At 60.3% G+C, this 14,243-nt stretch carries 7 protein-coding genes; 6 read left to right on the top strand and 1 reads right to left on the bottom strand.

Translation table 11 applies throughout. The features are described 5' to 3' along the window. Positions 1 to 51 precede the first annotated feature (51 nt). From ACQUSX_RS03045 to ACQUSX_RS03020, 6 genes are all read left to right on the top strand, one after another. Positions 52 to 1,851, top strand: a complete 1,800-nt coding sequence (locus ACQUSX_RS03045; RefSeq protein ID WP_428905489.1) for a hypothetical protein — start codon at positions 52 to 54, stop codon at positions 1,849 to 1,851. Positions 1,852 to 2,078: 227 nt separating this feature from the next. Next, positions 2,079 to 4,055 (top strand): site-specific DNA-methyltransferase, encoded by a 1,977-nt coding sequence (locus ACQUSX_RS03040; RefSeq protein WP_428905488.1) that lies wholly within the window; start codon positions 2,079 to 2,081, stop codon positions 4,053 to 4,055. Next, on the top strand, positions 4,039 to 6,834 hold the full coding sequence (locus ACQUSX_RS03035; protein WP_428905487.1) for a restriction endonuclease: 2,796 nt from the start codon (positions 4,039 to 4,041) through the stop codon (positions 6,832 to 6,834). Before ACQUSX_RS03040 ends, ACQUSX_RS03035 begins: the two co-directional genes overlap by 17 nt. Next, positions 6,831 to 8,819, top strand: a complete 1,989-nt coding sequence (locus ACQUSX_RS03030; RefSeq protein ID WP_428905486.1) for an AAA family ATPase — start codon at positions 6,831 to 6,833, stop codon at positions 8,817 to 8,819. The genes ACQUSX_RS03035 and ACQUSX_RS03030 overlap by 4 nt, the downstream gene beginning before the upstream one ends. Before the next feature lie 116 nt (positions 8,820 to 8,935). Beyond that, entirely contained in the window at positions 8,936 to 9,706 is a 771-nt protein-coding gene (locus ACQUSX_RS03025; RefSeq protein ID WP_428905485.1) for a hypothetical protein, read from the top strand. Positions 9,707 to 9,840: 134 nt separating this feature from the next. Beyond that, positions 9,841 to 11,991: an AAA family ATPase gene (locus ACQUSX_RS03020; RefSeq protein WP_428905484.1), complete on the top strand. Its 2,151-nt coding sequence runs from the start codon at positions 9,841 to 9,843 to the stop codon at positions 11,989 to 11,991. 572 nt (positions 11,992 to 12,563) lie between these two features. On the opposite strand, the gene ACQUSX_RS03015 is transcribed toward ACQUSX_RS03020, so the two are convergent. Beyond that, positions 12,564 to 14,198: an ABC-F family ATP-binding cassette domain-containing protein gene (locus ACQUSX_RS03015; RefSeq protein WP_428905483.1), complete on the bottom strand. Its 1,635-nt coding sequence runs from the start codon at positions 14,196 to 14,198 to the stop codon at positions 12,564 to 12,566. Positions 14,199 to 14,243 lie beyond the last annotated feature (45 nt).

The following is a 14,243-nucleotide window of genomic DNA, read 5'->3' as shown; positions in this document are numbered from 1 at the left end:
ACGCACACGTACTGACACGGGTGGTCCGAGCGCCCTGCCAGGATGAGGTCTATGGAAGTGGAAGCGCTGGCGGTATCCAAGATCCAGAGCATGGTTGCGCGTTGCCCGCACTTGAAGCCGATCATTGCGTCGAACGACAAGACGCCATTCACGGATGGGCACATTGACGTGTACAGCGGCATCGGTCGTAAGAATGATGACTGGCGAGGCCGGGTGTCGGTCCAGGTTAAGGGGCGCACCCGCACCGGGAAGCTGAAAGAGCAGCTCACTTTCGGGATTGATCCCGTCGCTCTGCGCGGGTTCCAGAAGGACTCGGGTGTCCTCTATTTCTACGTTGCCGTCGATCGCCAGGGGCACTGTTCGCCGTACTACGCCCTACTGTCGCCCTTTACCATCGAGCACTATCTCCGCAACGCTCCCGAGGGACAGAAGGTCTCGGTGGCGTTCAAGAAGTTCCGCAACGATCCGAGCGAGATCGAACGCATTGTCGGGCTCGCGCTGAAGACGAAGGAACAGCGAACCTCGATGGGGTTCGACCCCGTTCTGCTCGAGAAGATGCAGTCACTCACTGTGCACTCCACCACCGATCTGGATCTGACATCTCCGGTGCTGCTCATGCCGGGCGAGATTGACTTCGCGCTGGAAGTTACGACTGAAGGCGGAATGTCGCTGCCGCTCGGGGGAGCGGTGCGCATCGTTCCGCAGGAGTACATCGAGCACGAAGCAAAGTTCGTGCTCGGCGGTGGCCCAGTCGTCTACGACGATGTCACCGTCCGTCGGCTCGACGAGAGATCGGTCGAGGTGCGGCTGGACGAGGGTCTTCTACTGGTCTTCACCTCGACCGAAAAGCAACAACAAGTCACAATCAATTTCACGGCCCCGAGCAACTTTGCGAAGCGCCTGCGAGCGACCGAATTCCTCGCCGAGGTCGTGGCGCGCGGAGAACTTGAAGTAAACGGCAGTGTCGCATCGCTCGGCAGTACCGCAGATGGGAGCTGGGATGCCGAGCTGAAGGACCAGCGGGCGTTCTTGCGAGAGTTGCAAGAGGTGTTCAATCGTCTCGCTGTAGATGCCAATTTGGTGGAGTTCGACGAACTCGGCGACGAACAAGTTCTGAACCTTCAGAACCTGCATCGTGCTTTCATTCGGGGTGAAGAACCCTACAACGAGGACGGCGAGCTCGCGCGCGGACTTATGGATGTCGGCCCGTGGCTCCTGATGATCCTGGTTACGCCCGGCAGCGCTCCGAATCGATGGCGATACGTGGATCCGTTTGACCCCGCTGCCCCGCACATGCTCCGTTGGAGCGCGGACGAAGAGTTCGAGCGAGATGCCATACCGGTGACCGCCTACGACGTTGTCGAGCAGGACGAACTCCCCAGAATCCTGAATCTCAGGCTCGACTCGATTGTGAGCGCGTACGAGGCGATCGCTGATGCGGAACGCACGCTGAGTCTTGCGAACCAACGCGTTCTGGGCTTGATCCTGGCCGCCGACGCGTGCAAGCAACGCGAGGAAGAGTTCCTCCGCGCGGCGGAGACACTTAATGAATGGGTGATCTCGATCGAGGGTGAGAAGGCCGTGCATCTCATCAACCGTTGGCAGATCCTCTGGCGCAGAGGCTCCTTGACGAACGAGCAGCGCGAGTCCATTCGTGCGATGAAACGGAAGATGACGCGCAGTGCCGACGTGATGGCACAAGAGGCAGAGCTGGCCTGCGCATTGCTGAGCGGCGACGATGGCGAAGTGGACTTCCTCGTCGATCAAATGACGGACGACCAGATTCGGACTGTGCACACTTGGCCGATCTGGAGACTCCGAGTGGAGGCAACGGCGACCCCGATCGCGTGAGGAAGGCCACGCAGCGGCAACCACTCTTCACGAAAACCCCAGATTATGCGATAATTCAGCATAGATCGCAGTGTCTGGTTGAGTTCATGATCTCCCGACTGCATTGTTCGTCGCAGCGATGAGGCGGCGCGGCACTGTAGCAGTGTCTGTGCTCTCCAGTAGCGTGAAACACGGACTTCAAGACAACTGTAAGCACGCCTGCGCGCGTGAAGGAGCGAACGCCTAGCATGACAACATCAGTACCCGGAGAGACTCCCGACGACAAAGAGCGCTTGCTCATGCAGCTCCGTGATCTCGTGCCTAGTGCCTTCCTCGATGGCGAGCTTGATCGCGACGCGCTCCTCGGCGCGCTCGAGCTTGGTAACGAGGAATCCTCGCCTTTCGCTTTCAGTTGGCCCGGCATCGAAGCGGCGCGCCAAGACGCACGTGCGGCGACGTCGGCCACGCTTGCGCCCGATGAAGCTGCCTCGGTCAACTGGAAGACCGCAGGTGATGTTCTCATTGAGGGCGACAACCTTCAGGTGCTCAAGCTTCTGAAGAACGGCTACTCTCGCGCCGTCAAGCTGATCTACATCGACCCCCCGTACAACACGGGTGACACGTTTACCTATAACGATGACTTCGCGGTGCCGGAGCGACAGTATCTCGCTGAGACCGGTCAGGTCGATGAACAAGGCAACGCGATGACCAGCCGTATCGAGACCGGCGGTCGCAAGCACGCTCCGTGGTTGACCATGATGTTCCCGCGGCTCACGCTCGCTCGCCACTTGCTCCGTCGTGACGGAGTGATTCTCGTTTCGATCGACAACAACGAAGTCCATCACTTGCGGCTTCTTCTCGATGCGGTGTTCGGCGCCGAGAACTTCGTCGACATGATGACGTGGCGCGGCGCACGGAAGGGCGATTCCAAACTGACCAGTGGCGGCCAGGATTACATCCTCGTCTACGCACGCGATCTGTCGTACCTGAAAGCAAACGACGTTCGCTGGCGTGAGAAGAAGGAGGGCCTCGATCCGATCTATCGGAAGGTTGAGGACTTGCGGGCGGCGCACGGCTCCGACTACGACACCATGACGAAGGAACTGCGCGCGTGGTACAAGTCATTGCCAGAGGGTGACCCGTCGAAAGACCACGATTACTACAGTCGCGTTGACGAGCGCGGAATCTGGTTCCCCGACAATATCTCGAGTCCGAACTACCGCGAGAACCTGCTGTACGACTGGAAGGGGTACAGCCCTCCGGCTAAGGGATGGCGCTACGAGCGCGCGACGATGGAGAAGCTCGACGCCGACGGACGCCTCGTGTACCCGGAGGACAAGAGCAAACGGGTCCAAATAAAGTCCTACTTGCATATGCGCGAGAAGTGGGCGCCCGCTTCGGTCTTTTATCGTGACCGCCGCGGCGCATCGTCGAGCCTCGACAAGCTCATGGGGGCGAAGGTATTCGACGACCCGAAGAGTACTGACGTGCTCGCTCGCCTCTTCCATTCTCTTACCGACGACGGTGACCTGATCCTCGACTTCTTCGCGGGATCTGGCTCCACCGGCCAAGCTGTGTGGGAGCAGAACCCGAAGGACGACAAGACTCGGCACTGGATCCTGGTGCAGGTTCCCGAGAAGCCCGACGCGTCCGAGGAATCGGGCAAGAACGCGCTGGCTGCGGGTTACGAAACGATCTTCGAAGTCACCGCAGAACGCCTGCGCCGCGCCGCGAAGCACCTCCAGCAGGAGACGAACGGCGCACGTGAGCTGGGCCTTCGCATATTCCGGACTCGCCCGACGAATCTCGTCATCGACAAGCCAATCGTGGCGACCGCAGAACTCACGAGCCGTGACTACCTCACGCGCGTGCTCGACTACACCGCCGGCTCCCCGGTCGTCGACGACGCGAATCCCCTCGATGTGGCTTGGGAAGTGGCGCTCAAGACCACCCGCACACGGCTCGACGCCACCGTTACTGAGCACGTCCTCGATGGCGTGACAGTGTACGAATTCACTCCTGCAGTCGGTGATGCTACTGGTCGACTGTTCGTCTCGTTGGATGCATTTGCGCTGGCGACTGCCGATGCGCTCGGCCTCGCCGACACGGACACGTTGATCGTGCGCGGGGATATGGTCGATGATTCCGTGACGCTTACGCTGGCTCCGCGCCTGCAGTCTCAACTTATTCTTCTGGAGCGGGTGCCTCGTGAAGTTTCGCTTTGAGGATCAGCCGCACCAGTCTTCGGCCGTAGCGGCGGTCGTTGATCTCTTTGAGGGTGCTCTGATTCCGCCGCGCGACACGCTCGCGGGGCAAGCGCCTGGTGCCGATGGGCATAAGGGGTTTGCGCTGGATCTCGATCTCTTGGTCGAGAATCTTGAAGCGGTCACCAAGCGAGAGGGCGTCCCGGAGCAGACCAAGCTCGAACTTCTTGCTGAGACTGACCTTCAGGAGCATGGTCGCGAGTTTCCAAACTTCTCGGTCGAGATGGAGACCGGCACGGGAAAGACGTACGTCTATATCTCGACCGCTCTTCGCTTGGCAGAGCTGTATGGTCTCCGCAAGTTCGTCATCCTGGTGCACTCCATTGCGATTCGCGCCGGGGTTGTCAAGACGTTCGAACAGACCGAAGAGCACTTCCGCCTGAAGTATCCGAGTGTGCCGTACAAATGGGGTGTGCTGGGGGAGACCTCGGCGCTGAGCGACTTCTCTGAACCATCTGGCACGGTGCAGTTTCTCGTTGCGAGCGTCCAAGCGCTCGACAAGCCGGACAAGAACACTCTGTACTCAAGCGCCGAGCAGCCCCAGCTTTGGGGCGAGGCACTGAGTGGCGTTCAGCAGATCGCGAAAGCTCGCCCGGTTGTTCTCATCGATGAGCCTCAGAACATGGCGACGAAGCTTCGTCGCCAGGCGATTGCAACACTGAACCCGTTGGTGGCGCTGCGCTACAGCGCCACGCATAAGGAGCCTTTCAACCTCATTCACCGGCTGGGGTCGAAGCAAGCGGCGGAGGCCGGTCTCGTTAAGCGTGTGTCGGTGAAGGGCATCGTCGCGGGTGAGGACGGTAAGCCGTACGTTCGCATCGACAAGCTGCGCAGCATTAGCAAGCGGCTGATGGCCGAAGCGGTCATCGACAAGTCGGGCGGTGAGCGGGGCCCGATCGTGCTCCAGAACGGCACCGATCTGTTCGAAGAATCGGGAGAGCTGCCACAGTACCGTGGCCTGGTGGTCGAGAGTTTGGAGCGTAAGCCCGATCGCGTCGTGTTCGAGAATGGCCTCATCGTGCAGGTCGGCCAAGAGACCGGTGTCGATCAACTCGCAGTCTGGCGTGATCAAATACGTCACACAATTCGTACGCACCTCGCCCGCCAATCGCAGATCGACTCGATCGGTCACGACGTCAAGGTGCTGTCCCTCTTCTTCGTGGAGCGCGTCGCTGACTACGTCGGTGAAGATGAGGTGCTGCCATCTCTCTTCGACGAACTCTTCCGCGAGGAGTGGCTGCGAGCTGGCAATACCGAGGACCGGATGCCAGACCCCGCGGCGCTTCGCGTGGCCTACTTCCCTTCGACGAAGACCGGCATTCTCAAAGACACTTCCGGACGCGCGTCCGACGCCGAGCTGGAGGGCCGTGCCTATCAAGAGATCATCGCCAACAAGGAGCTGATTCTTGACCGCGCCAATCCTCGGGCGTTTATCTTCTCGCACTCAGCGCTTAAGGAAGGTTGGGACAACCCCAACGTCTTCCAGGTCGGTTTCCTGCGTCACACGCGCTCCGAGCTTGAGCGTCGTCAACAGATTGGACGCGGGCTGCGTATCCCCGTCGATCAGGGCGGCCGTCGCGTCATGGACCCGGCAATCAATCGTCTGACGCTGATCGTTGACGAGGGATTCAGCGAGTTCCGCGATGGGCTCAACGCCGAGTACGCTGCCGCCGGTGGTGGGACCGATGACGCCGGACCTGAAGTGGACAACGCCGATCACGAAGTTACTGTCAGGCGTCGCACCGCGCTCTTCGAGAGCCCTGAGTTCGCTGAACTGTGGAGCCGAATCCGGTATCGAGCACGGTATCGCGTCACAGTGGAACCGCAGACGCTTCGCGAGGTCGTTGCCGCGTCCGAGCACCTTGAGGAGCTGAAGTTCATCCAGCTTCGAGCCAACGTCGTGCAGAGTGCAGACCTTGTCTACGACGACGAAGGCAACGTCATCACGGACGACAAGGCGGTGGCTGAGTCGCGCGGCGAACGGATCCATATCGAGGGCCAACGACTGCCGGACGTCGTGGCGCTTATCGAGGATCAGCTGCAGTACGGCAAATTTCCGCTCCAACTCACTCGGCCTACCCTGGCCGGCATCGTGCGTGAGATCGTTGAGTACCCTGACCGCGACTACGGACGGTATGTGCTCGATGACCCTGAGCGCTGGGCGCGCATCGTGGCAAACGCGATCCGCATCGAAACCATCGACCAGATGGTGAGCGGGATTACCTACGAGCCTCTGGACGAGAGCACGGCGTGGGATGCCAATGTGGTCTTTCTCGAAGCTGAGACCAAGTATCCGCAACAAGCACAGCCGGGCAATCTCGACCCGAAGAGCGGCGTCGTGGCGGCACCCGCGGACGGCACCAACCTCTATGACTATGTCGACTACGACAGTCATGTTGAGCGTTCTTTTGCGGCGCAGCTCGAAGCAAATCGCGAGCACGTGAAGCTGTTCACCAAGCTTCCTCGCCGATTCAAGGTGCGGACGCCAGTCGGTGAATACTCACCGGACTGGGCCGTTGTCTACGACGAGGATGGCACTCGGCGCCTCTACTTGGTGCGTGAGACGAAGGACACCCGAAACCTCGACGACCTCGACTGGGACGAAGCGATGCGCATTCGGTTCGCAAGACACCACTTCGACGCGGCACCGATCGGACCGGTGGACTACGAATACACGACCGACACCCATGGGCTGGTCGTGGAACGATCAAACGCCTCACCCGAAGGAGCTGATATATGAGGCTCGTGAAAGCCGCGATCAATGGGTTCGGTCGCTTGGCGGAAGGAAAGATCAACCTCGACAACAAGGTGATCGCCATTGTTGGTCCAAATGAGGCTGGAAAGACCACTCTGCTGCGCGCCCTTGCGTTCATCGACAACAGAGCCACTCTCTCAGCATCAGAGCGGTCTCGCCATCTGAACGTGCCGGACGACGCCACGGTCGTGAGCGTTCAGTATCTACTCGATAAGGAAGATCAGAGCAGCGTCGTTGAATTCGACCTCGAGGACGCTCCGACGTCTATATGGCTGTCGCGCACGGCATCCAGCGACCCGAAACCTCATCTTCGCGTCGAGCCCGCGCCGCGTAAGGCAATCGCCCCTCTCGAGAAGTCGGTGAAGGCGCTACGCACGGCCGCCACCAAGAGGACGTTCGCACAGCTTGACTATCAGGCGCCTGGGCCTGACGAAGAAGGAAACGAGGTGCCAGTCGATGAAGCGCACGCCGCTCTTCGAAATCAGGCTGAGTCCACGATTGCGACCCTCTTCAACGACATAGAACTCGATGGAATCGTAACCGCGACGTCGCGGCACGCAGGCCCTCTACGTTCCATCCGCGATGCGGTCACGAAGTATGGGCTCACTCCGCCGTTGGCCGACGCGCTCTCAGCCATTCTCAATTGGATCGACCGGGACGATCCGACTGCCGCTGTCGCGCAGGCTCTCTACGACCGCACGCCCAACATCCTCATGTTCAGCGAAGCCGATCGAACGCTCGCATCGACGCATACGCTGAGCGACGAGTTGGTGGCGACTCCGCCCGCGTCATTGGCGAATCTCGTTGGGATGGCTGGGCTCGACCTCCGAGCCCTGTGGGCGACCTTTACCAGTGGCGATGAGGGCGAGCGTGAGACGCTCATCGACGAAGCTAATCGCGTGCTCGCAGCCAAGTTCAAGGCTGCATGGAAGCAGTCAAAGATAACGGTCGTCCTGAAGACTGAGCGGACGGTGCTGTCCATTCGCATCAAACAGGATGACAAGCGGATCACTCAGTTCGATGAACGAAGCGCCGGTCTCAAGATGTTTGTCGCTCTCGTTGCGTTCTTGGCAGTTCGCGAAGAGATCACGCCGCCCGTGCTCCTGATCGATGAGGCTGAAACGCACCTCCATATCGACGCGCAAGCTGACCTCGTGAATACGTTCATGACGCAGCAACAGGCTGCGAAGGTGATCTACACCACGCACTCGCCCGCGTGCCTTCCGCCAGATCTCGGCTCCAATATCCGTGCCGTCGTCCCCGACTCCGAGCACGAGTATCGCAGCGTGATTCAAGGCAGCTTCTGGCACGGCGCGGCCGGCTTCTCACCGCTCATGCTTGCGATGGGAGCCGGTGCAGCTGCGTTCTCCACTGCTCGATACGTCGTACTTGGTGAGGGTGCATCCGAGATGCTTCTGCTGCCGAGCCTGATCAAGTCCGCGATCAACGTGCCCGACCTTGAGTACCAGGTCGCACCCGGACTCTCCGAAGTCCCGCCGGACATGTACCCCGAGCTCGATCTTGCGGGAGCAAGGGTCGCGTACGTTCTTGATGGTGACAAGGGTGGCAGGGATCGCAAGTCTGCGCTTGTTTCAGGCGGAGTTCCATCAGACCGCATCGTCACGCTTGATGCGCTGACGCTGGAGAACCTCCTCGACGCAGAGTCGTACCTGAAAGGTGTTCGCCTTCTCCTCGCAGAATGTAACCCTGACACCGTAATCCCCGCACTTCCGGACCTTCCCGAACCGACAGCGGAAGTTTGGCCAACCGTCCTCGGTCGGTGGGCGGACGGACACAACCTCAAGATGCCAGGCAAGCGAATCGTCGCTAGTCGACTCGTCGAGGATGGCCTCGCCGTCCCGAGCACATACGGCACACCGGTACTTCGAAGGCTTCACGACGACCTCAATGCGGTGCTCAAGCGATCCGCTTCGTCGCGAGCTAACGACCCGTCGGGCGCCGAAGCGTAGGGCCAATACGGACACTGCCCTGACACTGCGCTCACGGTGCAAAGGCGTCAAGCCCGATCCCCGAGTTCATGCTTGACGCGTCGCACCACGCTGTCATACTCAAGGACAATATGACGATGAAGCCCGTGCCAGAGGAATATCTATACGATTACGCAGGTGTCTGCTGGTGGTGTGGCGATGCGGCGAACAGCCGTGAACACAAATGGAAGAAGTCTGAGATCAAGGCGATGTACGGCCTCGCAGGGTCAGACTCCTACCCACTCGTCTGGATCGATGACAGTGGTAATTTCAAGACCGTTCAGGGGCCGGATTCAGACGCCCTGAAGTTCGAGAAATCGCTCTGTCAGAACTGTAACAACGCCAGAAGTCAGAAGTTTGATCTTGCGTATGATCGATGGATCCGTTTCCTGGTCGCAAACTACGAGCAGATCATCGAGTCCCGGGTCGTCAACCTGTGTGATGCAATCGGCCAAGCGGGAAGCGAGTCGCGACTCGATCTCGCAAGATATTTCGCCAAACACATCGGCTGTCGAGTCGCCGACAAGGCTGGCAGAGTGCCTGAGAGCCTTATCGCGTTCTTGAACGGTGAATCAGAGAGTTCAGCCTTCGCCTGGACGGAACTCAGCGTCAGTAGTTCGGCGCTAGAGAATCACGAAGTCACTCGATACAGGCTGGGCATGCAACAGACGGTTGCCAACTACTCCCATCAGAGTCGGTCTCTGTCGTCGCTCAAAGGGGCCCTGCTACACGGGGCGTTGCAGCTGATCTGGGACATCAACCTCGACCCGAATCGCCAAGACAGTGGCAGCGGTATAGTCACCCAAGACGTGTACATGCTTCGCGATGTCGACGAGGATCTGTACGAGCACCAATTCCTGGTTATCTAGTTCTTACGGCGCGGTGCGCTCACTCGCATCTCGAGACCGCGCCGACGAAGCGCCCGCAGTACTCTGTTGATGTACCGATGGTGTGATTGGCTGCTCTTGACGTCTCACACCTACGCGTCATAATCAGAAGCATCATGTCGATGCCCCAACAAACTCAACAAGTAGATGCTGCAGTGCCGAGCGAGTCTCTCCACGTCCGAATCGCGAACTGCAACAACCTTGACAGCGCTGAGATCACGCTCGCCAAGTCGGCCCTGAACATCAAGTACGGGCCCAACGGCATCGGCAAGAGCACCATCGCTCGAGCTCTTACTCTTCGCGCTGACGGTGACGACGCGCTCAAAGCTCTGACGCCCTTCAAATACCGCGATGGGACGGGGCACCCTCAACCGTCCGTCGAAGGCGCCGACGACATCAGGAGTGTCCTGACGTTCGACGACAGGTATGTTTCACAGTTCGTCTTCCAGCAGGACGAGGTTTTGAAGAATAGCTTCGAAATCTTCATCAACACGGCGGAGTACCAGGCCGGCAATGACGAGATCGAAGAGCTGTTCGCGGCGCTGCAAACGACCTTCGTGGAGCAGGAAGAGTTTGACAGTGCCGTTCATGCGTTCACTCATCTTTGCGACGTCTTCGGAGTTACGAAGACGGGCGTTCTCTCGAAGAGCACGAAGGGCTACAAGGCGATGGCCGTCGGCGGGAAGTTGCAGAACATCCCTGAGCCGCTGAAGGGCTACAAGGGCTTCTTGCAGAGCGACGATCCTGCCAGCTGGGTGGCTTGGCAGGCGAAGGGGAAGAGCTTCCTCGAGCTGTCGGACAACTGCCCGTTCTGCTCCGTCGATAGCGTCAATAAGGGCACGGCGGAGCTTGTCTCGAAAGAGTACGAGACGGCTACGGTCAAGAACATGAGCCAGCTCCGGGCTGCAATCGAGACGGCCGGCCACTACTTCGACCCGTCCTACTTGGCGCAGCTGAGCGAGATGCTGACCCTCATCACGGAGCCCAAGCCCGAGCAGCTCCAGTTCCTCGCGACCCTTCGCGGCGAAGTGGAGGTCTTCCTCAATCGCCTCAAGACGCTTCGGGGACTTGCCTTCCATACGCTCCGCGACGAGGAGAAGGTCGACGAGTATCTCTCCGGACTGAAGATCAATCTTGGGCTGCTGCGGTCTCTCAACTCCGAGACGACCCGATCTGTCGTTGAACTCATCAATTCTAAGCTGGATGAAGTGGCGTCGCGAATCTCAGTGGTCAAGGAGCGAATCGGGCAACAACGCGGCCGGGTGAAGCGCCTGATCGAAGCGAATCAGAGCCAGATCAACTCCTTCCTGGGATCTGCAGGGTACCGCTATCAGGTGTCAATTGAGCCCAGCGACGATTCGTACCGAATGCTTATCCAGCACCAGGACCTACCAGGCCACCTCGGGGCGGCCAATAGCCATTTGAGCTATGGCGAGCGCAACGCCTTCGCTCTTGTGCTCTTCATGTATCAGGTGCGGCGCGAACAGCCTGACCTCGTGGTCCTGGATGACCCTGTATCGAGCTTCGACGACACGAAGAAGTTCGCGATCCTGCATGAGCTCTTCCGTGGCAAGAACAGCATCCGCGACCAAACGACCTTGATGCTGACGCACGATCTGGAGCCGGCCATCGACATCGTTCGGCTCTCGACCAGACGGCTCTTCGCCACGGCGAAGCCCGTCGCTCACTTCCTCACCAGCAAGCGTGGGACGATCACCGAGAAGCCGATTGCCAAAGACGACCTCAAGACTTTTGGCGAGGTCTGCGACGCTAATATTGCCGCGGCGAGCGATGACATCATCAAGCTCATCTATCTGCGTCGCAAATTCGAGATTCTGGGCATCAACGATGCCAGCACGGACGTGCTTTCGAACTTGTTCCATCTTCGCGTCGTGCCGGACCGCCCGATCGGGGGCGGTGACCGCGAGCCGCTTACCGCCGAGGAGCTGGCGGAGGGTTCATTGAAGATCAGCGAAGTGGTGCTGGGGTTCGACTACGACGTCGCGGTCAAAGGGCTACGCAATCTAGACATCCTCAAGGAAAAGTTCTCGGCCTCTGCCGTCGGCTATGAGAAGGTGCAGATCTTCCGCATGATGCTCGAGATCGATGAGCCGCAAGAGGATGACACGTTCAAGAAGTTCGTGAACGAGACGTTTCACATCGAGAACGAGTACGTCATGCAGCTCGACCCGCGCGAATATGACTCGGTGCCAGAGTTCGTGGTCCGGGAGTGCGAGCGCCAAGTGGCCCTGATGAGGGCCACCTGATTGGCCACCGTCAAGTTCTGAAGAGCCGCCTAAAAGCTGAAGGGACGAAGCGACACCAAATAGCGCCTACTGCGTCTTCCTGCGAGGAGCCTTTGCCCTCGTTTTTACGCCAGCGCGATGGAGCGCTCTCAGAACTGCACCGTGAGACAGGTCATGTGCTACCTCGAGCTCGCGCATCGTGGCCCCGGCTTCGTATTCCGTAGCAAGCGCCCGCGCTTCGGTTTCTGTCACCTTGCGCTTCTGTACCACCACGTTGTTCTCGCGGAGCAACCGTGTCATTGCCGATGACGAGACCTTGTATCTGTGTGCCAGGGAACGGGCGCTCTCGCCCACCCTAGCTCTGCGCACAATCTCCGCGAGCTGCGCTGCGCTAAAGCGCTTGGACAGCGCCTGAGCTCGATACCTCACGGGATTGCTCGAACCATTTGTGCGATCACCTGCGACTGCTAGTTTCTTTAGTTGACCGGGGTTAAAACCAGCCATGTAATGGTTCGAGCAGATGTCAAGTACGTCAGCCAACAGATTAGGCCCGGAAGCACTGAGGAAAGTCAGTGATCCGGGCCTCTGTCGTCTCAGGCGCTCGCCAGATGGATGTGAGGCCATTCGGCGACATCGCGCAGGAGCTGCCGATCATGAGTCGACAGCACGACGGCCGCCTGGGTCGCCCCGAGTGCGTCGGTGAGTTCATCGACGAGCGCAATCGAGAGGTGGTTGGTGGGCTCGTCGAGAAGCAGCACGTGAGGCCGCGCCGCAAGCACGAGCGCCAGATCGAGGCGCCGCTGCTGTCCCATTGACAGTTCACTCACTCGTTTGCCGGCCTCTCGCGACCTAAGCAGCCCGAGCTGAGACAGACCGACCGTCTCCGACGCCTGGAGCGTTCCTTGCGCAACGAGTTGCTCGATGTGCCGCGCGTACACGTCGCTCGGGCGCCGATCAGGCGGCAGCGCAGTCTCCTGCCGAAGGAAGCCCAGGCGCGTGCCTCGGGATGCGCGCACCGTTCCACTGTCCGGTGGCAATTCCCCAGCGGCGATGCTCAGCAGCGTCGACTTCCCTGCTCCGTTCGGACCGGTCACGACGAGCCTGTCCCGGTGCGACAGCGTGAACGACACTGGCGCCGTCGACCGCCCCGCAACACCGACGGTCTCGACGCTGAGGAGGGCCGCGCCTGTTCGTGTCGGGAGTTCGGGGAACCGGAACAGCTGCGGTGGCTCCGGCATCGTCACCGCGTGGGCCTCAAGCGCTTCCTGGCGTCGGTGTACGCTCTGCACCAGCCCGCCTGCGCGGGTGGCGCGTCCATGCTTGTTGGTCCCTTTTTCGGGTCGCCACCCCGAGATCAGGCGGTTCTGCGCAGCGCTGAGGCTGTCCTGCAGCCGGGCCTGCTCTTGCTGCTGGCGGTCGTACTCCTGCTCCCAGCGTTCTCGTTCCGCCCGGCGTCCTTCTTGATAGCCCGCATACCCGTTGCCATAGACGCGGGGACGGTCATCGGGTGTCGGATCGAGGTCGACGATCGTCTCCGCGATGTCTGAGAGCAGAGCGCGATCGTGGCTGACGATGACGACACCACCGCTGCGGGCGCGGAGGTGCGCGGTCAAGAATTCAAGCCCGCTGCGGTCGAGATGGTTGGTCGGCTCGTCCAACAGGAGGAAGTCATCATCAGCACCCAGGAGGCAGGCCAACCGCACTCGGTAACGCTGTCCAACAGAGAGGTCAGCCAGCAGCCTGGTCATGTCCGCTTCTGCGTGGAGCGCTTCGAGTGCGATCTGCACGCGGCGCTCGGCATCCCACGCGTCGAGCGCTTCGGCAAGCTCCAGCGATGCAGCGTACTGCTCTGCGGAATCGTCGCTCCCATCGGCGAGAGCAATGGAGGCCGCGTCCAGCGCGGCCAGCGCCGCGAGAGGCTCGGCGATCGCCACGGTGACGACCTGCCCAACGGTGCGCCTGTCGGCTGCGTTCATCTCCTGTTCCGCGAGGCCGAGGGTGCCGATGCGCTGCACAGTTCCGCTGTCAGGCGGCAGGGTGCCGGCGAGTACGTGCAGCAGCGTGGTCTTCCCGCGCCCGTTCTCCCCGACGATCGCCACGCGCGATGCGGGCGTGAGGACGAGATCGACATGATTGAGCACAGTTGTTGCGCCGCGTACAACGGAGACGCCGGAGGCGGTGATCTGCGCGCGCTGGCGCGCCGGATGACGGTTTGTGGGGGTGAGCATTCGGATCCTTCGAAACAGCGCACCACGACGGCCGAACCGCACGCG

The sequence above is a fragment of the Microbacterium alcoholitolerans genome, assembly GCF_050408615.1.
Taxonomy (GTDB): domain Bacteria; phylum Actinomycetota; class Actinomycetes; order Actinomycetales; family Microbacteriaceae; genus Microbacterium.
This window is presented reverse-complemented; position numbering and strand designations above follow the sequence as displayed.